The sequence below is a fragment of the Bacillus weihaiensis genome (genome assembly GCF_001889165.1).
Lineage (GTDB): Bacteria > Bacillota > Bacilli > Bacillales > Bacillaceae > Metabacillus > Metabacillus weihaiensis.
Genome location: NZ_CP016020.1, coordinates 497,782 through 521,013, shown reverse-complemented (window position 1 = coordinate 521,013; position 23,232 = coordinate 497,782). Strand labels below are relative to the sequence as shown.

Annotated in this window: 19 protein-coding genes and 1 other RNA gene; 5 read left to right on the top strand and 15 right to left on the bottom strand. The window is 36.4% G+C overall.

What is annotated here, in order from left to right:
- Positions 1-96: 96 nt before the first annotated feature.
- The 4 genes from A9C19_RS02410 (at position 97) to A9C19_RS02395 (ending at position 4,326) form a co-directional block, all read left to right on the top strand.
- Positions 97-1,107: a C4-dicarboxylate TRAP transporter substrate-binding protein gene (locus A9C19_RS02410; RefSeq protein ID WP_072578479.1), complete on the top strand. Its 1,011-nt coding sequence runs from the start codon at positions 97-99 to the stop codon at positions 1,105-1,107.
- Positions 1,108-1,410: 303 nt separating this feature from the next.
- Positions 1,411-1,890 (top strand): TRAP transporter small permease, encoded by a 480-nt coding sequence (locus tag A9C19_RS02405; protein ID WP_072578478.1) that lies wholly within the window; start codon positions 1,411-1,413, stop codon positions 1,888-1,890.
- Between the two features lies 1 nt (position 1,891).
- Positions 1,892-3,172 carry a TRAP transporter large permease gene (locus A9C19_RS02400; RefSeq protein WP_072578477.1) on the top strand — a complete coding sequence of 427 codons (1,281 nt, stop codon included), beginning with the start codon at positions 1,892-1,894 and terminating at the stop codon, positions 3,170-3,172.
- Positions 3,173-3,210: 38 nt separating this feature from the next.
- The gene (locus A9C19_RS02395) at positions 3,211-4,326 is read left to right on the top strand and encodes a type I phosphomannose isomerase catalytic subunit (RefSeq protein WP_072578476.1); all 1,116 of its coding nucleotides are present in this window, start codon (positions 3,211-3,213) and stop codon (positions 4,324-4,326) included.
- A gap of 214 nt (positions 4,327-4,540) precedes the next feature.
- On the opposite strand, the gene A9C19_RS02390 is transcribed toward A9C19_RS02395, so the two are convergent.
- The 3 genes from A9C19_RS02390 to A9C19_RS02380 form a co-directional block, all read right to left on the bottom strand.
- Complete coding sequence (locus tag A9C19_RS02390; RefSeq protein ID WP_072578475.1) at positions 4,541-5,080, bottom strand: PadR family transcriptional regulator; 540 nt, start codon at positions 5,078-5,080, stop codon at positions 4,541-4,543.
- Positions 5,081-5,236: 156 nt separating this feature from the next.
- Positions 5,237-6,415 (bottom strand): YhgE/Pip domain-containing protein, encoded by a 1,179-nt coding sequence (locus A9C19_RS02385; RefSeq protein WP_072578474.1) that lies wholly within the window; start codon positions 6,413-6,415, stop codon positions 5,237-5,239.
- Positions 6,416-6,711: 296 nt separating this feature from the next.
- The gene (locus A9C19_RS02380; protein ID WP_072578473.1) at positions 6,712-9,798 is read right to left on the bottom strand and encodes an efflux RND transporter permease subunit; all 3,087 of its coding nucleotides are present in this window, start codon (positions 9,796-9,798) and stop codon (positions 6,712-6,714) included.
- 212 nt (positions 9,799-10,010) lie between these two features.
- Here A9C19_RS02380 and A9C19_RS02375 point away from each other — a divergent pair, with 212 nt between their 5' ends.
- Positions 10,011-10,865, top strand: a complete 855-nt coding sequence (locus A9C19_RS02375; protein ID WP_072578472.1) for a TetR/AcrR family transcriptional regulator — start codon at positions 10,011-10,013, stop codon at positions 10,863-10,865.
- A 527-nt stretch (positions 10,866-11,392) separates the two neighbouring features.
- Here A9C19_RS02375 and A9C19_RS02370 read toward each other — a convergent pair.
- From A9C19_RS02370 to A9C19_RS02315, 12 genes are all read right to left on the bottom strand, one after another.
- Complete coding sequence (locus tag A9C19_RS02370) at positions 11,393-11,878, bottom strand: GNAT family N-acetyltransferase (RefSeq protein WP_072578471.1); 486 nt, start codon at positions 11,876-11,878, stop codon at positions 11,393-11,395.
- Positions 11,879-11,914: 36 nt separating this feature from the next.
- Complete coding sequence (locus tag A9C19_RS02365; RefSeq protein WP_072578470.1) at positions 11,915-12,712, bottom strand: PhzF family phenazine biosynthesis protein; 798 nt, start codon at positions 12,710-12,712, stop codon at positions 11,915-11,917.
- 594 nt (positions 12,713-13,306) lie between these two features.
- The gene (locus tag A9C19_RS02360; RefSeq protein ID WP_072578469.1) at positions 13,307-14,149 is read right to left on the bottom strand and encodes a hypothetical protein; all 843 of its coding nucleotides are present in this window, start codon (positions 14,147-14,149) and stop codon (positions 13,307-13,309) included.
- A 219-nt stretch (positions 14,150-14,368) separates the two neighbouring features.
- The gene (locus tag A9C19_RS02355) at positions 14,369-14,584 is read right to left on the bottom strand and encodes a hypothetical protein (protein ID WP_072578468.1); all 216 of its coding nucleotides are present in this window, start codon (positions 14,582-14,584) and stop codon (positions 14,369-14,371) included.
- Positions 14,585-14,935: 351 nt separating this feature from the next.
- Complete coding sequence (locus tag A9C19_RS02350) at positions 14,936-15,118, bottom strand: hypothetical protein (RefSeq protein ID WP_072578467.1); 183 nt, start codon at positions 15,116-15,118, stop codon at positions 14,936-14,938.
- Between the two features lie 129 nt (positions 15,119-15,247).
- Positions 15,248-15,670 (bottom strand): GNAT family N-acetyltransferase, encoded by a 423-nt coding sequence (locus tag A9C19_RS02345; protein WP_072578466.1) that lies wholly within the window; start codon positions 15,668-15,670, stop codon positions 15,248-15,250.
- A 583-nt stretch (positions 15,671-16,253) separates the two neighbouring features.
- Positions 16,254-16,616: a transfer-messenger RNA gene (gene ssrA, locus A9C19_RS02340) on the bottom strand.
- 148 nt (positions 16,617-16,764) lie between these two features.
- Positions 16,765-17,232 carry an SsrA-binding protein SmpB gene (gene smpB / locus A9C19_RS02335; RefSeq protein ID WP_072578465.1) on the bottom strand — a complete coding sequence of 156 codons (468 nt, stop codon included), beginning with the start codon at positions 17,230-17,232 and terminating at the stop codon, positions 16,765-16,767.
- A gap of 512 nt (positions 17,233-17,744) precedes the next feature.
- Entirely contained in the window at positions 17,745-20,045 is a 2,301-nt protein-coding gene (rnr, locus tag A9C19_RS02330) for a ribonuclease R (RefSeq protein ID WP_072581706.1), read from the bottom strand.
- 84 nt (positions 20,046-20,129) lie between these two features.
- A complete protein-coding gene (locus tag A9C19_RS02325) occupies positions 20,130-20,870 on the bottom strand; it encodes an alpha/beta hydrolase (RefSeq protein WP_072578464.1) in 741 nt (246 codons plus the stop codon).
- 279 nt (positions 20,871-21,149) lie between these two features.
- Positions 21,150-21,383 carry a preprotein translocase subunit SecG gene (gene secG / locus A9C19_RS02320; RefSeq protein WP_072578463.1) on the bottom strand — a complete coding sequence of 78 codons (234 nt, stop codon included), beginning with the start codon at positions 21,381-21,383 and terminating at the stop codon, positions 21,150-21,152.
- A gap of 402 nt (positions 21,384-21,785) precedes the next feature.
- The gene (locus tag A9C19_RS02315) at positions 21,786-22,775 is read right to left on the bottom strand and encodes a nuclease-related domain-containing protein (RefSeq protein WP_072578462.1); all 990 of its coding nucleotides are present in this window, start codon (positions 22,773-22,775) and stop codon (positions 21,786-21,788) included.
- Positions 22,776-23,232 lie beyond the last annotated feature (457 nt).

Here is a 23,232-nt window from a genome sequence, read left to right as displayed (position 1 = left end):
TAAAGGAGGTGATAAATGTTTAGAAAGATACTATTCATCATATGAATCTATGAAGGCGGGATCATTTCTAACATAATGGAAGAGGAGGAGTATGTAATGAAAAAGATAATTGGGTTCATTTCTTTACTAACTTTATGGAGTATGTTATTAGTCGGTTGCGGATCAAATGATACAGAAGTATCCGGTGAAAGTAATGAGAAAGTATATACATTAAAAATGTCTACACAACAAGCCGATACAGCTCCAATTGTAAAAGGCTTCAATACATTAGCTGAACGATTAAAAGAAAAGTCAGATGGTCGGTTAGTTATGGAGGTTTATCCAAGTGCACAATTAGGATCTGACGATGATGTTATTGAGCAAGCAGAACAAGGAGTAAATGTTGCCTTGTTAACTGATGGCAGTCGAATGGGAGTTTATGTAGAAGAAATGGGTATTCTTGGTGCTCCCTACTTAATTGATAATTATGATGAGGCATTAAAAATTACACAAACGGATCTTTTCCAGTCCTGGACAGATAAACTAGCATCTGAGCATGGCGTTCGTGTTCTTTCCTTTAACTGGTATGACGGTCCGAGACATTTCTTGACAAATGAACCTATTGAAAAACCAGAAGACTTGGATGGATTGCGAGTTCGTACACCAGGATCTCCAGTTTGGCAGGAATCGATTAAAGCAATGGGAGCAACTCCAATTGCAATGCCATGGAACGAAGTTTATACCTCTATACAGCAAGGTGCAATTGACGGTGCAGAAGCACAACATACATCTAGTTACCCTTCAAGAATCTATGAAGTCATTGATTATGTAAATAAAACAGGTCATTTTCAATTAATTAATGGCATTGTCGTTGGAGAGCAATGGTTTAATACACTTCCAGAAGATTTACAAACATTATTACTTGAAGAATCAAAAGCAGTAGCTGAAGAAAATGCCCGCGAAATTGAAAATATGCAACAAGAGTTTGAAGAGAAAATGATTGAAGAGGGTATGAAAGTTGTAGAATCAGATGTTGATGCATTTAAAGAGGCAGCAATGCAAGCTTATGAAGAGCTAGACTTAACTGATTTAAGGGACGAAGTATATGAAGCAATTGGTAAAGAATAAACTAGAAGTCATGATAAACAGAGAATCTCATAAAAAAACCCTTTACTCTTGGTTATTTTAAGGATGCCTAGTCCAAATCCAACAGTAAAGGTCAAGTAGTGCAACTATAAGAATACAATAAAATCTTTCTATAGTAAATGTAGAGAATAACACAGAATAAAGTAAGGATGGAGTTTCCTAGAATAGATAACGGGAAACTTCAATCCTCATCTTTAAAATGATTCATATGTAATAAATCGATTTAGTAATACTTTATAGTCTATTCCAATCGAAAGTGCTACACAGTGAAGAGGTGCGTTAAAAATGAGGAAAATTTACGGAATTGTTTGTAAAATAGAAGAGTTTTTTGTTAAATATGCATTAGTTACTGTAGCAGTGCTTATCTTTGTTTCTGCCATTGCAAGAAGTATTAGAGAACCGCTAAATTGGGCAACAGATGTTTCTCTTATCTTGTTTGCATGGATTATTTTCTTAGGTGCCGATGTAGCATTGAGACATGGTGAATTAGTAAATGTAGATATTATTATTAATAAATTCACACCTATCGTTAAGAAATCAATCCTCCTCCTCTGGAATGTACTAATTATTGGGTTGCTAATCATTATGATTCGTTTTGGCATACCACTTGCTATTGAAAGCGTGGATCGTATCTTTAATACATTAGGTATTAGCTATTCTTGGGCAACGATAAGTGTACCTACCGGGTCTCTCTTAATGCTTATTACAATTTGTATTAAAACTTACAATCTATTACGACCAGAGAAAATGTCAGGAGGCTCTTAAAATGTTATTAGTTTTTGGGATTTTCATTTTTCTCCTACTACTAGGAATGCCAGTAGCTTTTTCAATCGGAATCTCCGGTCTCTTCTTTTTTCTAACTACACCGGAAGTTCCGATGTCTATTGCAGTACAGAAGACATTATCTACTTCACAATCGTTTACAATGCTAGCTATCCCTCTTTTCATATTTGCCGGTCATTTAATGAATAGTACAGGAATTACTGCTCGATTAATTCGATTGGCAGATACGTTAACAGGACATATGTATGGAAACTTAGCACAAGTAAGTGCAGTTTTAAGTACACTTATGGGTGGTGTTTCTGGATCAGCTGTAGCAGATGCTGCTATGCAATCGAGGGTTCTTGGTCCAAAAATGATTGCAAAAGGATATTCACCAGCATATGGAGCAGCTGTTAATGGTATTACTTCGTTAATTACTGCTACTATTCCACCTAGTATGGGACTAATTATATACGGTTCGGTTGGGCAAGTATCCATAGGTCGATTATTTGCCGGAGGGATTCTGCCAGGTGTCTTAATGTTAATAGCGTTTATGATTACAGTTTCCTATACAAGTAGAAAAAAAGGATATTTGCCAGAAAGAAACACTTATCCAAATGGCAAGGAAGTATTAAGTGCTTTTAAAGATGGAATCTGGGCACTAATATTCCCAATAATCCTCATTGTTGGAATTCGATTTGGTATTTTCACCCCATCAGAATCCGGTGCATTTGCCGTTATGTATGCAATCTTTATTGGCGCAATTGTATTTAAGGAACTTACATGGGAGAAATTTTGGACAACAGTTTTTGAAAGTGTTAAAGATATCGGATCCATTATGTTAATTGTTTCGTTATCTGGAATTTTTGCTTATGGAATCGTATTTGACCAAGTGACACAGTCATTATCTTCCTTCTTATTAGGATTAACAGCAGATCCTAATTTCCTATTATTTATTATTATCATCGTTTTAATTGTAACAGGTATGTTAGTTGAAACAACGGTACTTGTGTTAGTACTAACTCCGATATTAGTTCCGATTATTACAAATATCGGCATTGACCCTGTTCATTTCGGTTTAATTATGATGACAGCTACTACATTCGGTATTATGACACCTCCAATGGGTGTTTCCATGTATACAGTTTCACAAGTAATGGGGACGTCTCCTCAGCAAACGGTGAAAGAAGCAGTTCCATTTTATCTAGCAGTTGTAGCCGTATTGCTAGTCATGATTCTCTTCCCGGATTTAATTCTATTTATTCCAAATTTAATCTTTAACTAGTAGATAACAAAACAAGGTAAAGAAGGAGTTAGATAATAATGGATAAGAACATAAAGGAAAAACACAAAGTAAAACCAATAAAGCTTTCATCAAATCGAGTGTGGCGTACGTATTTAGGTGGGAAGCTATTAGACGAATGGCAAGGACTAGATCAAGCGAGTGATCAGCACTTTCCAGAAGAATGGATCATGTCTATTACCTCGGCTCGAAACACAGGTCGTGAACATCTTGTTAATGAAGGACTTGGTATGGTATCAAATGAATCAGGCCTATCTCTTAAGGAGCTAATCACTTCCTCGCCACAGGATATGTTAGGTAAAAAACATGTGGAAAAAGTGGGTCCACACACAGGTGTTTTAGTAAAAATCATCGATTCCTCTGAGCGATTAGCCGTTCAAGTGCATCCAGATAGGAAAATGGCTAAAGAGCTTTTCCAGTCAGATTACGGAAAAACTGAGTGCTGGCATATACTAGGGGGAAGAGAAATTGATGGAGAACCCCCATATGTCTATTTAGGTTTTAAACCAGGTATTACGAAAGAAAAATGGAGAAAAATTTTTGAGGAACAAAATATTGATGAAATGCTTGCGTGTATGCACAAAATCTATGTGAAACCTGGTGAAACGTATCTGTTAGAAGGTGGTATCCCACACGCAATAGGCTCCGGTTGTTTTTTAGTTGAAATTCAGGAACCAACCGATTTAACCATTCGCACTGAAAGAACATCTCCTTCAGGATTTCAAATCGCGGATAATATGTGTCATCAAGGTATTGGCTTTGATAAGATGTTTGAGTGTTTCCGTTATGAAGGCTATACAAGGGAAGAAACGTTGGAAAAATGGAAGGTTAAACCCGAGCTAATCGAGAAGGATCCATTCCATTCAGAAACAGAGGTAATTGGTTATAACACAACACCTTATTTCCGAATGACAATGGTTGAAGTGAGGACGGAAGTCGAACTAAAAACCGAGGGTATTTTCACAGGATTGTATGTATTATCTGGAAAAGCAACGATCGATACGGATCAAGGCAAAGAGTCCCTAGAAAAAGCTGATCAATTTTTTATCCCGGCGAATATAGGCACATACAAACTTACTCAAAATGGTGATGAACCGTTAAAGGTCCTCCGTCTTTTCGGTCCCAAAATATCATAAAACTCAAAGCGACACTCGATTCAGTTAATCGGGTGTTTTTACTATTAACAGACTAATTACTACTAAGCTATAACATACTATGCAAAAACAGTCTTTTTAAAAATCGCGACGGACTGTCAATTACGATTATCCACCATACATTATCACGTTAAATAAATCGAAAAAGGGAAACCACCCTCATGGTTTCCCTCTTACAAGAAGTGTTTAGAAACTACTAAAACTTCCCTTGACGAATCTGTTCAACTAGTTCTTCAAGCCATTGTAATTTATTTTCTGCTTTATCTTCCACATATCGAACAAGAAATTTCACTAGCTCCTCCCTCTCTTTTTCTATGGAGAGATTTTCTTGCATATTTTTAATATAATTCCAACGTTCTTTAGAATCTGCTAACTTTTTTTCTAATATCTTTATGACTTTCTCACGATCAACATATTTGAGGTTCACTATGCCAACCATCATACCCTTTATTTCAACACCATTTTCAAACATCTTGTAAATTAATTTTGGTAATTCCTCTCGACCTTTATCTGTAATTTTAAACACCTTTTTATCAGGTCGATTTTCCTCTTTTATAACCTCTACTGCTTCAATAAAGTTCTTTTTTTCTAGAGAATCAAAGTGGTAATATAGCTTACTCTCTGTTAATCCACTAAGCTCATCTAACGGAATTGGCTCAGAAAGCTGTTTTTTTAATTTATAAGGATACGTATTATCCTCCATCAATTTACTCAGTATAAATATTTGAATATCCATTCTCTCTATACCCCTTTGAAAAAAACGTGTTTAATCATTAAAGGGTTGCTTACGTAAAATTACCCTACTAACGATATCAGTAGTTTTCCTTATCCAATCATTCATTAAAGCCTTTTTGATCAAACAAGTGGAACACTACCTTTATTTTAGCAAACATTAGGCAGTAACTTTAGTAGCTTTTTTCATTTCTTCCATTTTCACATTTGAACCTTGTTCTTTGTGTAAAAAGGTAACAGTAAGTACATTAATGAGTAGGGTGACACCAAGAATCGCAACCATAGACCAAATAAATGGACTTGAACTAATACTTCCATACATTTCTGCAAAATACGCCTGAACTGAATAGTACATTGGGGAAATACGACTAACCCACTCATACGGTAGGTACATCATATCACGTGGGATTGTTGCACCATTTGCTATAGTTTGAATTAATAGAACTGGTATGTTTAAGACCATACCTCCTTGACCAAGTAAGAAAGTAAACATAGCAGTAAAGTTGAAACAAACTAAATAGGTTAGTACTTGATGACCAAATAAACGGAAGAATAGATCACCACTTGGCTCATTAACTAAATAAGTTATTCCCATTGAAACAAAAGCCGCTCCGATTGCAATGATGACAGCCGTTAATTGAACATAGCCGAACAAACGAAATTTACTTGCCTTACCAAGGTTTTCTTTAAATGCTTCAACTAATTGCAAAGCCCCAATCATTGCACCAACATACGCAGCTAGCGTAATCATCATAGGTCCCATACTCTGATTCATACCATCAGGGATTTCGTTAATGGAAACAACATTTCCTACATATGCTGTTTCAATCTGTTCAGCTATGCTTGCGGCTTGCTCTTCTGGAATATTAAAGTTCATTAACACACCTTGAGCAGTTTGTTGGGAAAATTGTGAGCGTAATTGATTATTTATTTCGGTAACAACAGAATTCATTGTAGATGACACAATTGTTGATCCTGCTTCATTTATTGTGAAATCAATACTAGACGAAGCTTCACCATTTTGTATATCCAGAGAAAAGGTTTCTGGGATGTGAACAACTAATGTAACTTCATTCTTCTCTAACTGCTCGAGAGCTTGTTTATTAGATATATCTGTTTCAACCTCTTCAAACGGAATATTATTTAGTAGCTGCGTAACAATCGTATCCCCTAACTCACCTGTATCGTCATTAACAATCGCGATTGGCAATTGATCTACATTCCCCGGTATTGCAGAATAACCAGGCAAGTAAATCCCTAACATGGAAACTGCATAAAATATTCCCATAAAAATTGAGGCAATTGCTCCTCTTGTTTTTAAAAATTGAGTAAATTTCATTTATCATTCCTTCTTTCCTGAAGTTAGAATACACTTTACATAAAGTACTTTAATCAGAGTACTTTAATTAAAATACTTTGATAGTTTAATCTAAAAATCTTTACTTCGTCAACTATTTTATTCACCTAGTAAATTATTTTATTACAGAATATTTAAATTAGAGATAACATTTTACTTGAGGGAAAAATTTATGGAGCAAAACATAAAACAGGCGTGAACGATATGTTCACGCCTGAAAGGGGAAGTTATACCTCTCTTTAGATGGCCCTCACATTAGAGGGAAAGAAAGGTTTTTCTTAATTTTCTTCTATTACTTTACGGTTTTTCTTTAACATTTTTGAAAGAACCTCATACACAATCGGTACAATAACTAATGTTAATATTGTAGAGGATGTTAGACCACCAATTACTGTGATGGCTAATCCTTTTGAAATAAGGCCAGATCCAGCACCTTCAAGTAACATTGGAGACATAGCACCAATTGTTGCAATAGCTGTCATCAGGATTGGACGTAATCTTGTCGCCCCCGCTTCAACAATTGCCTCACGTAAGGACATTCCCTCACGTTCCATATGAATAATGCGGTCAACAAGGACAATGGCATTTGTCACAACAATACCAATTAACATTAAGAGACCCATCATAACCGAAACAGAAATGGTTTCACCTGCAATCCATAGTCCAACAAATGAACCGATTACGGCAAATGGTAATGAGAATAATATCGCAAATGGTGCTAAGCCTTCACCAAATGTTACAACTAAAATAAAGTAAACGATAAGAATCGCAGCAAGCATGGCAACTCCTAATTGTGTAAATGTTTCCTGCATATCAGCAGCAACTCCAGCTACGCCAACCTCTACACTATCAGGTAACTCAAGCTCATCAATTTTCTCATCAGCCTGAGAAGTTGCTGCAGAAACATCATCAGTTGTTACAGTTCCTGAAACAGTCGCATAGTACTCCCCTTCACTTCGAGAAAGTGTATTATACGTTGTCCCCTCTTCTGTCGTTACTAGCTCTGATAATGGCATCGTCACACCAGTAGCAGTAGGAATCTCTGTTTCTAGTAGCTCGTCGATTGATGTTGCGTCTGTTTTTTCCTCTCGTTGAACGATAACATCAATTTCTTCTCCATCGTTTTCCACAGTTGTTAGAACTTCTTCTGATCCAGTCGTTGCTAACGCTCCAACTATCTGTCCTGTTGTTAGACCGTATTGTAAGACATTCTTATGATCCACTTTAAGAACATGCTCAACATATGGATTTTCCATGTCAGACTTAACATCTTCAAGGTTTTTAACCTCTTTTAATTCATCTTCTACCAGGTTAACTGCCTTATTTAAATCCTCTAAATCTTCACTATATAATGTATAGCTCACTTCATTTGTTGCCATTCCGCCGCCCATCATATCTTGGGATTTCCACTCACCAGACTGGCTAATATTGAACACATACTCCTCAACTTCTTCTTTCACATCTGAGAAATTTTCTGTGTCTTCATCAAAGATTAGGTACATTAATGCACCATTTCCGCCACCCATCATCATAGATGATGCGTCTACACGATCGCTAGTATTGAATGATAATTGAACAATATCTAAATCTTCTCGTTTCATTAATTCTTGTTCAACTTCTTCAAGATTTTCTAACGTTTCATCCTCAAGCTCTCCAGTAGCCGGTGTATATGTTAAGTAGATCGTTTTTTCTTCTTCAGATCCCATAAAGCTAAATCCGATTAATGGAGTTAACGCTAGTGACCCAACTAGTAAAATAATCGAAAGTAAGGATGTAATGATTTTGTGATTTAATACCTTTTCTAAAACACCTTTATACCATCTTGCTATTCTACCAATCTCTTCATGCTTTGATGCTTTTTTCTCACCGTACAATGACTTACGGAATAAGAAGTGAGAGAGTGCTGGTACGATTGTAATGGCAACTAGTAATGATGCACCAAGAGCAAATGTCATGGTTAAAGCAAATGGTCTAAATAACTCTCCAACCATTCCACCAACCAACATAAGTGGCGCGAACACCGCAACAGTTACGAGTGTTGAAGAAAGAATTGGTTTGAACATTTCAATTGTTGCTTCACGAATTAATGCACGCCCTCTAAGCTTTTCACTTTCAAGATGCATTCTTCTATAGATGTTCTCCACGACGACAATGGAATCATCAATAACACGACCGATTGCTACCGTCATCGCGCCCAACGTCATTATATTCAACGTGATTTCAAGCCAATTTAATAGTAAAAATGACATAAAGATTGAAACCGGGATAGAAATAATGGAAATAATCGTTGATTTAATATCACGAAGGAATAGTAAAATAATGATTACTGCGAACAAACCACCGAATAACGCTTTTTCGATCATCGTGAAAACAGAAGCTTCGATTGGTTCCGCTTGGTCTAACGTCACATCAATCACTAACCCATTGATGTCTTCTTCTTGCTCCGCGATTAAATCTTTCACCTCATTCACGACGTCAACTGTATTTGCTTGTTGCCCTTTCGTGATTTGAACAGCAATCGCTTCTTCTCCATTAGTACGAGAAATCGATTGTACGTGTCCTACAGTCTCTATTTCTGCAAGATCACCCAATTTTACAAAAGGAGTTGGGTTTTGCTCTGTTGGTGTAACAGGAATAAGTAATTCTTTTAATTCATCAACTGTTTTAATATCACCATCAACAGCAAGGGCTTGTTCTCCTTCTTTATATTCTTGTAATCCAAGAGATAGAGCCATATCACTTGCTTGCACCATTTGCTTAACAGTATCTTCTGTTAAACCGAACGCTTCCAGTTTCTCTTGGTTATATGTGAACTCTACCTCTTCTAAATGTTGACCCGTAATTGTTGTAGAGCCTACACCATCGATTTTTTCGATTTCTGGTAAGATTTTCTCTTCTACTGTTGTAGATAAATCGACAATGTCATCCTCTGTACTACTTATTGATAACGCTACAACCGGAAACATATTCATACTAAGAGCCATAATCGTTGGTTCTTCAGCATCTTCTGGTAAAGAAATGGTATCTAATGCAGATTCCAATTCTCGTTTCTTCTCATCCATGTCAACGCCATATTCATATTCAATTTGAATTTGCGAAACATTTGCTGACGAGTTTGAATAGACAGCTACTACATCTTCAAGTCCTTCAACATTCTGCTCCATTGGCATCGATATTTCATCCATGACCTGTTCAGCAGTTGCACCCGGATAAACACCCATCACGATTAAATATGGGATCGATACATCTGGAATGCTTTCCATTTTCATCTTAGTCCCAGAATATAACCCAGCCACTGTAATGATAATTGTTAATAACCATACAGCAAGCTTATTTTTCAGGACAAAATTCACTAAGCTTTTCAATTAATGACACCTTCCTCTTCCTTTTTGATTAAGGTTGACAGCTTTGGTATAATAAAAACTATCATTGACCGGATAGTCAAAACAATACCCTAAATATAACTGACCGTCCAGTCACGCGTCAATATGTTTGTGAGATAGACATTAAGATAGTACGGATAAGGTTAACAAAAGATTCACATTTTTTCTTGGACTTGGACTTTGGGGGTTTGTAAATGATGAAAGAAAAGGATAGAAAAATTATTGAGGTAGGGATGAGGCTTTTTGCAAGTAAAGGATTTTCCGCAACCTCCGTTCAAGAAATCGCAACTGAAAGCGGCATTTCAAAAGGGGCTTTTTACTTACACTTCAAATCAAAAGATGATTTACTATTAGCAATCTTACAGCATCATTTTGATTCAATTAACAATACATTTAGAGAAGAAACGCAGCATATTCAAGACCCTCGTGAAAAGTTAATAAAAGAACAAATGGCACTATATACACATTTTATTACTCATAGAGATCTACTCGTAATGCTAGCAAAAGAACAAGCAATTCCACGAAATGAAACAATTAAGAAGCTGCTGTTTGAAAAACAGATGGAATCACACCACTATTATTTAACAAGTATAATGGATATTTATGGGCCCAATATTGAGCCATTCTCTTGGGATATCACGATTATTCTTGAAGGAATGATCAAATCATATCTGGGGGTTTTATTGTTTTCAACACATCAATTTGATATAAGAAGCTTAACAGAGTTCATACTAAATAGATTGGATAGCATCGTCAAAGACATCCATAAGGATACGCCTTTTTTTACGAAAGAAAAAGCAGAGAACATCCTGTCTACTATTTTATTTTCTGAACAGCCTTCCATGTCAGCTGTGTTAAAAAATCTAGAAGAAGAAATTGAAAAACTTGGGTCAGATGAATTAACCGTAACCTTTGAAGTTTTAAAAGAGGAAATATTAAAAGAACAACCTAGAGTGCCCGTCATTCAAGGGATGCTATCAAACTTTAGTCGATATCCAACACTAGACTCTTGTCGGGAATTCATTTCAGAGTATTACGCTGAAAAGTGAATGGTCGCGATAATTTGGACATCACATCATGTACTTGAGCTGGAAAATACCTCTAGCTCTTTTTATTTTTTACTGTGGTTATTGAAATTGAAATTGAAAATGGTCGCTCTAAATGGGACGTGAGTGTCTTCCTACTCCTACTAAACTGATGATTAAATAACTATATAAAATGTCATCCACCCTATCACCTTAGCTTGGGCTCCTCAAGAATAGTCGCAACAAGTACAAGTTTAGTCCTTTTACTTATAGAAATAACTGTCCATATGCAAACGAAAAGAGAAGATCTCGAAGAAACAAAACCCCATATATCAGGCCTGCACAAATTACAATACATCCCCCTACCAAAACGAACGTAAATAATGCCTTTTCCTATAGCAATACATCAAAGAACATATTTTTCATTACATCAATTATTTTACTCATCCTTCCTCCATTTTGATTTACTAGATTAAATATAGTAAGAACCCAAAATGCCTATAGTGAAAGTCCTTTTCCTTTTTATAGAAAAGCGCTTTGTTGTTTTCTTACTACTCTTCCTTAAAAGCCGAGAACACTTTTTTCATTGAGATAACCTTAATTCCTACTCCATTTGGTTTCATTACAACCTCTTCATCATATGTGATATACCCTATGGAACTATATAGTTTTTGGTTCTTAGGAACAGTCAGACGAACTTTGCACCGTATTGTCGATACACCAGCCCTACTTGCATACTCCTCTAAGGCTCTAACGATCTTCTTCCCGATACCGTCTCCTTGTTTTTTAGGTAAAACTGATAGGCGATAGAAATATAAATCTTCCTTTTTCACTTGAAATCGCACCATGCCAACAGGTTCACCTTCGTCAAAAGCAATAAGTGCTTTTTCTCCTTTTTCTAATGCGTCTGAAACGGCCTGAATCGTTTCTTCTAAAGCACTCGATGGTGGCGTTTCATTCTTATATTCTTCAAATGCCTTTATCATAACATCATGAATTACCGCTGAATCTGAAGCGGTAGCAGCACGAATGATCATTTACTCACATCTCCAATGACATTTACTTAATCCTTTTTACGAAACAAAGTCATCTTTCCCAACATATAATTCAGCTTCCGAATATAGAACGGCTTTTCCTGCTATCTTTACTCGTGTATCTTCATATTTACAATAAAGAGTACCACCTCTACTAGACAGCTGTCTTGCTACTAGTTCATGTTTTCCTACTCTCTTTGCCCAAAAAGGAACAAGACTGCAGTGCAAGGAACCTGTTACTGGATCCTCATTTATTTTTAGTTTAGGAAAAAACGCTCTGGAAACAAAATCATACTCACTGCCTTTAGCTGTAACGCAAACACCCACACCTTCTTGTATCCTTTGAAGTCTGGCAAAATCAGGACTTATGCTTCTCACATCATCCTCGGACTCTAGTACAAATATAAGATCTCTATTTATATATGACTCTTTTGGAACAATTCCCAAGGCACTAATCATTTCATCAGTAATTGAAATTTCTTCAGACGGAACAGAAGGAAAATCCAGTTCATACATATCATCCTGTTTATTAACTGTTAGTTCCCCACTCATTGTGTGAAACTTGACGGTTTCCAATTGCTGTTCGTAAAAATTGAGAATAATAAATGCTGTTGCTAACGTTGCGTGCCCACATAGATTAATCTCACCGCCTGGTGTAAACCATCTCAATCGATAATGACTTGCCTCCTTTACAGCAAAAGCTGTTTCCGATAGGTTATTTTCGATAGCTATATTCTGCATAAGCTCATCTGACATCCACTCTTCCATAACACAAACTCCTGCTGGGTTTCCTTCAAACACATTTTCAGCAAAAGCATCAACTACAAAATATTTCATTTTACTCCCCCATGTTAGTATTCGTCCATTTTTTTATCAAACCGTATTAGCATTTTGTGTTAGATAGGTAGCTTTCTTAAATGGGCTAATATCATAACACAACTATTCCTTTGCATTGGAGCGGTAATTCATTAAGGAGGAAATTCTAATCCCAATTATCTTTATCCATTCCCCCTAACCAAACTGGCTCCGATAAAGAAAAGCAACTGTTCTTATTGAACACTCCCGCCCCATTAGCTATCCATGAAGTGCAAAAATCAGCGCTTCATCACAGAGAATAAAAATAGTTTACCCGGCCTTTAAATAAGCCTATATCGTTTCTTTACATATACTTTAACATAAAATACCAGAAAAACTTTAAAAAACATAGTACTTAACAAGTGTTTTATCATCGTTGTACATAAATCTATCTTTCTCTTAAAAAAGGTCCGATTTCTCATATTCATTTAGGTATTATTATGTAATACCTAAATGAATATCAATAAAATAGGAATACAAAACACTATGCGAACTGTAATCCTATTTTTCATGTTAATTATTGTTCTCTCCTAAAACTGAACCTGTTTTCATTTCATATCACTCTGTTCGTTATTTCTAATTTTCCGAAATTACACCTTTTTCTATTAAAATCCTTTCCAATTCAGATTCAGTAAAAGATGGATGGAAGCTTTTAACACTAAGCTGTTTTTTATAAGTACCGTTTTCCCCTTCAACTGTGTATTGTAGTTGGGGTACGATTACGACATTTCTGTTGTCTCCCAAATCAATTTTATTTTTTATAGTGAACTTATCATCATTATTCTCTAATATTTGTGATTCTGAATTTATGAAATTAATTCTGTTGTTATGAACCAATGACAATTCTTTTGGGAATATTTTTTCACTAGTATTTGTTTGTTTAAATGTGGTTGAAAAATCATATGTAGATTTGTTTGTATAGGTTCGTGTGTTGTTTTCATTTTTAATCTCGAAGTGAATAGAATTTGTTCGTGGTAACACTTCAATATCCATGTCTCCTAAATTTTCGTTATATTCCCTATCTGGAGTAGATATTATTAACTCTACGTTCTTTATTTCATGTTTACCTATTTGATCTGAGGAAATGTTAAATTCAGCCATATACACACCGTAATAGGATGTTGCGTAATCAGGATACAATCTTGTGTTGCTAATATGTAATATCCCTTTATCATCAACGGATAGTTTGGCATTCTCCAGTTCACTTTCACCAAAATCAAAGACGAAAATTTGAATACGGACATCATCACCTTCTAAGAGTGATATATTAAAGTACCAATCTCCGTATATAAGTAATCCTTCTGTATCTACATACAATGGCTGGTCTTCATTCCTTTTGCTTTGTTCTTGTGGAATAGAAAAATAAATTCCTACTATTAATGTTATTGTTCCTAATATAATTAAAGATATTTTTTTCAATGTAGCTCCCTCCCTTCTTCACAATCTATACTTCGATTACACCATATTTATGAAAGGACGAAGGAGTAAAAAAAAATAGTGACTAATTCGCTCTATATAAATGAGAATTTGAAAAATTATTGATCGAAATGGATTCTTCTTTAGCAGGGTTAAGTTTGAAACTTATAGAAAAGTTTGATTATTTTCTACCTGTATCTCTCCACAATCGCACTCGATAATTCAATAAGGACTTTCCTGATTTTTAAGATTAAATAAGTCATTATGTTCCCAACCCTTTAATTTTGAATAACCAATAACTGAATTAGACACTGTTACCAGGCTCTTTTTAAAATCTTCAAATAGTGTTTGGGCTTCAAATAAAACCTCTTCGTTATTAAGATTCCTCTTTATTCCTTTTAAATTGACTTCCTGCTCATTTATCTTTTCTATTCTCAATAAAAGAGGACCTTCATAAAATCAAGCTCAATTTTTTCATCTATTTTTGCATACTTAAAATATCGGAGTTTTTCGTTCCACGAAGATAGTATTATAACCACAAAGTCAGTCCAGTTTTCTTCAGGGAAGAAGATATAACCGTTCTTATCGATAATTATTTCCCCGATTATGTTATTGCTATTGTTTATATATAAGCTTTTATAATTAATTTTAATCTTTATCTGGTTAATCTTCTCACCTTCTAATTACTATTGTATTAACTGCTCTTTACTTCAACAAGAACAGCAACTAATCCTCTGCCTAGATCAGTAGCTGTTCTTCTTAGATATTCGCTACCCGTTAGCATCACAACTATTCCTTATCACTGTGCATTAAAGTTAGTTGATATAAAATTCCACTTAATAAGGCAACTATCATACCTAACATTGCTGCGTAGCCTGTAAATACTTCATTCCCATACAAAAAACTACAAATAGCTATTCCACCAATGCCACCGATAACTAATAATAATAGCCAAACAAACAAAAATGCCATTTCATCACAACCCCATACAAAAGTATTTCTATCTCTAATTTTACACTTTTAATTAAATTAACCTGCCCATTACTTCAACAAGAAAAAGCCAATCTCCTTCTTGTAGATTAGCAGCCGTTTGTTGAATAACTAACATTTTGATTTAAAGTAAATGATTTCAGGGTCTCCTTCATCTAAGTTTTCAACTATTCCACTCTGAAAAAATCCATTCATATCAAATACTCTCTGCATACTAATGTTAGAACGATTAGTAGAAGAAAATACTTTGGTAGTAGGAGATGAACTCATCATATATTCCATCAATAAACTCGCATAGCCTTTTCGTCTGTTGGACGGTGAAACAATAATTAGTGATATAAAAGTACATTCAAAGAAGTTAGTATCGTAAATTAAAAATCCTACAATGTCATTATCTTCTTTCGCAATTATACAGTTTCCAAGCTCAATGGATTTCTCAATATAGTTTCGTCTGCTTGTGTTTCCAATAACCTCACTGTCTATGTTTACTACTTTGTTTAAATCTTCAATATCAGCCTTAACAACGTTCTTCATCTTACTTCCCCTTTTTTAGTTTTATCTCCCTGCATTAATGGCTCGCTAATTAACTATACTGCACCGTTAGTTTGAGTGAAAACCTTCACAAACTTACTTGTCTTCATACTAAAATAATAACAGAAAATTACAATTTATTGTTTTAATTAATTATAAATATGAAATTATTCCTCTAAAACGAAAAGGTACCAATTTTATTAGACAAGGTACCTTTGGGACAAATCTTCTTTTTTCTGGGAGATCAATACGTTCGGACTAGACATAAAATTGACTTAACTTATAATTCGTTTTTGCGCAGTATAAGGTCTACTACGTAATATAAAGTTAATCTACAATCTCGCCCCGATTGTTGAAGATTAACTTTTCTACCTTTTTCTTGTTAAATTTATCCAAGGAGTTCTTATTTCTCATGAAAACATATATTGTTCCAAAAAAATAAAGCATAAGTTTTCCATTTGGAAAGCTTATGCTTTACGGCACTATATTGAGGCATTATTGTCGGTAGTTGTTTAAAGCATACCATTGCCAAAGCGGCAAGTTTATGGTTAAGTCACAAAAATAAAAAACCACCAAATTATGTATTTGGTGGAGACGGAGGGAATCGAACCCTCGTCCAGACATATCGGCACTTAAGCGTCTACGAGCGTAGTCGATATATTTGCAATTTCGCTAACCCCTATGCCTATCGACAGGCGTCAGAGCAGCTAGTCTGATTATTCTCTTCCATCATCCCCAGACGGAGGAATTAGGCGTAGTCCACTAAGAGTGAGTCCCTTACCCTACCACATGGACGATGGAGGGAGGAACAGCTAAGCAGTTATTATGCTGCTAAAGCTAAGTTATTGTTAGTTTTGCCAGTTATTATTGGCGTGACGTTTTAACGAAGACGATCCCTTCGGCTCGCAACCTAAGCTCGAACTATCCCTGTCGAATCCGTAACGTCCCCATGTAAGCCGTATTTGACCAGCTAGGGAATACGGGAGATATTAAGATAGAAATAAGCTTGTTGCTTATTAAGTTGTTGTGTAAGTGACTGTCTTACAAAACCTATTATAACATGCTCATCGAATAATGCAATTGTAAGGTTATACCAATTACATTTTTTGACGTTCTCTAAAGGCACGTTCGATATCACGCTTCGCTTCTTTTTTCTTCAAGTCCTCGCGCTTATCGTATTTCTTTTTACCCTTACCAAGTCCGATTAAAACCTTTGCGTATCCGTTTTTAATATACATCTTTAATGGGATAAGGGCGTAGCCTTCTTCTTTTGTAGCCCCTATTAATTTCACAATTTCTTTTTTATGAAGCAATAGCTTTCTCGTACGAAGTGGATCATGATTATAACGATTTCCTTGCTCATACGGACTCACATGCATATTTAGAAGGAACACCTCTCCCTTATCAATACGCGCGTAGGAATCCTTTAAGTTTGCTCGGCCATTCCGAATCGATTTGATTTCAGTTCCTTGAAGGACAATGCCGGCTTCAAACGTTTCTTCAATTGAAAAGTCATGATTTGCCTTTTTGTTTTGGGCAACAACCTTTCCCATACCTTTTGGCATTGTGTCCCCTCCTCTCGGGTGTAGCTACTTAGCGATAACTTATATTTTAACAAAAATTGGTCAAATACTCAATGTTTTAGATTGTTTACAATAAAAGAGAAAGGAAGCTCTTTTATATAGCAAACAACCATATCTATTTTAATCCTAAAAATAAAATAGACTTTCTCTATAACTCATTTAGAGATATCCTCCTAGTAAATCCCGCTACTAGAAACACTCATGAAAACCATTGAATCTCCTAAAAAATATCTTCTACAGAATCTCCTTTATAGATATCGAAGTAGTGAGAGCTCGCCTTTTCACCCCGACTATACTTCAACATCACACAATAGAGAAAATGGATTCCCAACTTTAGGAATCACGATTAATCATCTTCTCAAGCTATGGATCAGTTTGACCTTTTTCCAACTTCTTAGCATCACCTAAAAAGATATCATTGTGTGTACAATAAGGATTCCCATTAAATTAAAGGAGACAGACTGATTATAGTCAGACTGTCTCTTTTTATACTTTTAGCGTTTCTTCTTTTTCCGCTTAGCTTTAGGTGCATTATCATACGTTTTCTTTTTCTTTTTACGTGGAGGACGTGTTGACCACTCACCTGTGTTGTCATCTTCTGACTTTTTCTTATTGCCGTTACGGTTTAGATTTGATGGTTTACGACCTTTTCCAGCAACAATGACTTTTGGTGTTTCTTTTACTGATCGGCGTCTTGTTCCCTTCATACCGACTACTTCAAAATCAATGGCACGCTCATCCTTATTCACGTTAACTACACGGACGGTAATTTCGTCACCAATACGATAAACATTTCCAGTACGTTCACCAATCATCGCATAGTGGCGCTCATCATATCGGTAATAGTCATCTGTTAAGTAACTAACGTGAATCAAACCTTCAATCGTGTTTGGAAGCTCAACAAACATCCCAAAGTTTGTGACAGAACTAATCATTCCATCGTATTCTTCTCCAATTTTATCAAGCATATATTCAGCTTTTTTCAGTTCATCTGTTTCACGCTCTGCTTCAACTGCTCGTCTTTCCATATTAGATGCGTGCTCAGCAATCACTGGTAAGCTTTCTGCCCAGCTTGAACGGGTTTGTTCATCAACTTTTCCTTCAATTAAATACGTACGAATCAGTCGATGAACAATTAAGTCAGGGTAACGACGAATTGGTGATGTAAAGTGTGTATAGAATTCCGTCGATAATCCAAAGTGTCCTAAGCTTTCCGGATCATATTTTGCCTGCTTCATTGAGCGAAGCATAACCGTTGAAATGACAGTTTCCTCAGGCTTACCCGCTACTTCCTCAATAATATTTTGAAGGGCTCTTGGGTGAATCTCATTTGCAGCACCTTTAACGGTATAGCCGAAGTTCGTGATAAATTCTAAAAAGCGTTGTAGTTTTTCAGCATTTGGCTCCTCATGTATACGATAAATAAACGGTACATTCATCCAATGGAAATGCTCAGCTACTGTTTCATTAGCAAGAAGCATAAATTCCTCAATTAATCGCTCAGCTACTGAACGTTCTCGGAGAACTACATCAGTCGGTTGACCTTTAGCATCTACTAGTACCTTCGCTTCTTTAAAATCAAAGTCAATGGCTCCACGGTTCATACGTTTTGTACGTAAAACACTTGCAAGCTCACCCATTTCTTCAAACATTGGGACAAGCTTTTCATATTTTTGACGAAGAGCTTCATCTTTCTCCTCTAGAATTTTGTTTACATCCGTATACGTCATTCGCTCTGTTGTCTTAATCACACTTTGGAAGATTTCATGATTGACAACTTGACCCTCAGAGTCCACTTCCATCTCACAGCTAAGTGTTAAACGATCAACTTTCGGATTTAAGGAACAAATTCCATTAGAAAGACGGTGTGGGATCATTGGAATCACGCGATCGACTAAATAAACACTTGTTCCACGATCCACTGCCTCGCGATCAATTGGTGAATTCTCTGTTACATAATGGCTAACGTCAGCAATGTGAACACCTAGCTTATAATTTCCATTATCAAGCTTCGTCACTGTAACAGCGTCATCTAAATCCTTTGCATCTGCTCCATCAATGGTCACAATAGTCTCATTGCGAAGATCTCGGCGATCCTTTAAATCTTCCTCATTGATTGTTTCTGGAACATCATTTGCTTGTTCAAGTGCCTCAACAGGGAAAGGACCCGGCAGCCCATGCTTGTGGATAACAGACAGGATATCAACCCCTGGATCATTTTTATGACCAAGAATATCGACAACTTCCCCCTCAGCACTCATGCGTCCCTCTGGATACGTGGTTAGTTTCACAACAACCTTATGTCCCTCTACGGCACCGCCTGATGCGTTTTTCGGAATAAAAATATCGTTGGCAATCTTTTTATCATCTGGAATAACGAAGCCAAAGTTTTTACTTTCTGTATAGGTTCCAACGACTTCTTTTACGCCTCGCTCTAAAATTCGAATGATTGTGCCTTCCTGTCTTGAGCCAGTACCTTTAGGGCTAACCCTAACAAGAACAACATCCCCGTGCATCGCTGTTTTTAGCTCGGTTGGCGGAATAAACACATCATCTAACTCTGGATCTTCAGGATCAACGAAAGCAAAGCCCTTCGCATGTCCAATTAATTTCCCTTTAAGGAGGTTCATTTTCTCCGGTAGCCCATAGCGATTACTTCGTGTTCGTACGACTAACCCTTGGTCCTCCATCACCACTAATGCTTTTACGAAATCCTTGAATTCCGCTGAATCCTCAATACCGAATGCTTCTTCAAGCTCCTGTACTGTTAACGGCTTGTACGCCTCTTCTTTCATAAACGCTAATAACTTATCAATATGTACTTGAATTTCTTGACCCACTAAACATCCTCCTTCAACCGTTATCCTCTAGTAGAGAACTCACCAATCAAGACTTTCTAAAAATTCGTAAACATCTTCATGAAGCTGATCGCGCTCTTTATCTAGCGTAATAACATGACCTGATTCTTCATACCATTTGAGCTTTTTATGATCATTTTCCACTTCACGATAAATAATATTTGCACTATCTGTATTAATCATATGATCATGACGACCTTGTGCAACAAAAGTTGGTGAGTATATCATATCCACATTATTTCGCACATCCGCAATCAAATCCTGTAGTGCTTTTAACGTATTCATTGGTGTTTTCTCAAAATCCTTCATCTCTTCTTCTATTTCCTCAGGAGTCTTCCCTTCAAACTTCTTATAATTTCTAGCATACTCGAGAACTCCCTGATACATGACTTCCTCGCTCTTAATATACATGGGCGCACACATCGGAATAATTCCTTTAACAGGTACAGTGTAGCCTAATTTAAGCGAAAACACTCCACCAAGCGAAAGACCACCAACAGCAATATCTTCAAATCCCATATTCTTAAGATGTTCATATCCCTCCTGAACATCCTTCCACCAATCCTCAGGACCAGTATGAACAAGCTCTTCTGGGGGAACTCCGTGACCTTTATATTGTGGAGCATGACATGTATATCCACGCTCACTTAAAAATCGAGCAAGCATTCTCACATCCGCTGTATTTCCAGTAAATCCATGTAATAATAAAACCGCTTTATCTCCACCCTCAAACGTAAATGGCTTCGGCATTACTCTTTTCATTTTTTACTCTCCCTCTACTGCATCTTTTACTTAGTTTAACCGACACCTTCAAGCCCTATTACAAAAATATTGCAAGACGATGCCTTTCTACCATTAAATCAGACAGACAAGCTACTTACAAAATGGTTTGCTTGAGAAACTACAAGGCTCCCTTATCTTTCCGTGATGCCTGTAACTAGACAGACGATCTAGCTTATGTAGGTGTTTTATCCCCTCACCTCTTATGGTAAACGGAGCCTAATAAAAAAGAGCCTGTTCATCACAGACCCTTTGCTTTTATTATGAAAATACATATGATACTAAGATTGTTAAGACAAAGAACAATACGGATAACACAATTGTCGCACGGTGTAACACTAGATCCATACCACGTGCTTTTTGCTTACCAAATAACTGCTCAGCGCCACCAGAGATTGCACCTGATAAACCCGAACTCTTACCAGATTGTAATAATACAACGGCAATTAAAGCAATAGATACTATAACAAGTAGGATAATTAATGCTGTTTCCATCAAAAGACACCTCCTGAATTGCGCACACAAAGATAACTTTAATGTATCATAACTAGCTTATAATCACAATATGAAATAGGGATTTGGAGGACTTTTATCTTTTTATAAGACATGCTCAGGAGAGGGCTTGGACTATATCGATCTTGATTGGATTTCTCATGTTCAAGTAGTCTATTCAGTTGTTTTGAGATGAAATTCATACTTTTGAGTGACCTAAATGTGATTTTTGAGGCTCTATCCGTGATTATGACCTCTCAATTCGCGATTCTGGCCCCTCTTTCCACGATTCTGACCTCTCTATCCGCGATTCTGACCCCTCTTTCCGCGATTCTGACCTCTCTTTCCGCGATTCTGACCTCTCTTTCCGCGATTCTACTTAATTCGACATTCTCGCCCCACCCATCAGAGCTGCTTTCGTTTTACGTGATTAAGATTATCCAAATAGTACATCCTATGTTTAGTTTCTCCCGTGCTCCTCAAATTCAACGTCTTCAACAGTCTATTAGCCGTATCAGAAGAATGTATCTTCAAAAAGTCCCTTAACTCACTATTAGTAATGGTGGGCTTAATTAATAGCTGGTAATCTCCAATAGCCTTAAGATGGGCAAGTTTATCCTTGGCACCACATTCCGAACAAAGCCAGTTTCCCTTAAGGCGTACCATTAATTGCACGCGGCATATTGGACAAAAAACACCCTTTAAAATGTCGTTATCATTGAGCTCAAACCTGTCCAAAATAGTGGAATCACCCTCTGTATGATTTTTTAACAGTAATTTCATTAATTTTTTCAGAGTTCTCTCTTCCATTTTAGTTGATCCACTGGATTTTTCTAAATCATAGATTTTAGTAGGTAACTCTTCTTTATGGATGACTTTATGATGAGTATGATAATTTCCTGGCGAGGTACTTATGATAGTGTAGGGATTACTGATAACAACTAATGAATGGATCTCTAAGTTTTCAATCTTGTGGATACGGAGCCATTCTTGAAAATTTAATTTTTGGCGATCAACCTGTGTCAATGGATAGCTGTAAGCAACTTCTTTGCCATCTTTTGTTTGGATGAGTTGTTTAAATTTAGGATCAAAGTGAATCGTTCCAGAGAAGTTTTTTACTTCAAGAATAATAGCCATTTTATGAGTAAGCAGAAGAGTATCCATTTGGAAGTAATGCTTCTCTGTTTTTAAACGTAGATTGTGGAAAATAAAGAAGGTGTGGTCATTAAGGTAGCTAAGTGGGTAGTCTATTGATTGTTCTCCTTTATATCCTGCCATCCTTTTAGTGTAATCCTCATTTATAATAGGCAGTTTGGGATGATAGTCCGGTAGTCGCTGAAGTAATGCCTCTAATTGGAGAATTATCCGGGGTTTTGAACGGTGTTTTATGATCATTTTCTTACTCCTTTTATTATTTTGATGTATATTATTCCATATGAATAGAAAAAATCCTGCTTTAATCTTGAAATAGAATTTTAGCTAAAATTCTAAGCTTTTTATCGTGATATTTGGTTATCTACCTTTATTTTATAGCTTCTTATCTGTTTTTTAGTGCCTAACTATGATTCTAGCTCTTCTATTTGCGATTTTGGCTCTCCTATCCGCGATTTTCAGCCCTCTATCCGCGATTTTCAGCCCTCTATCCGCGATTTTCAGCCCTCTATCCGCGATTTTCAGCCCTCTATCCGCGATTTTAGCTCTCCTATCCGCGATTAGACAAATCCCGCCAATTTCCAGCAAAATTCGCCCACCCACCCACTCACCCACTCACTCACCCGCCTACTCAACCAACCCACCCACTCACTCCCATCCAAATCTCCCCATACAAAAAAGAACTGCCGCACCCGCGGCA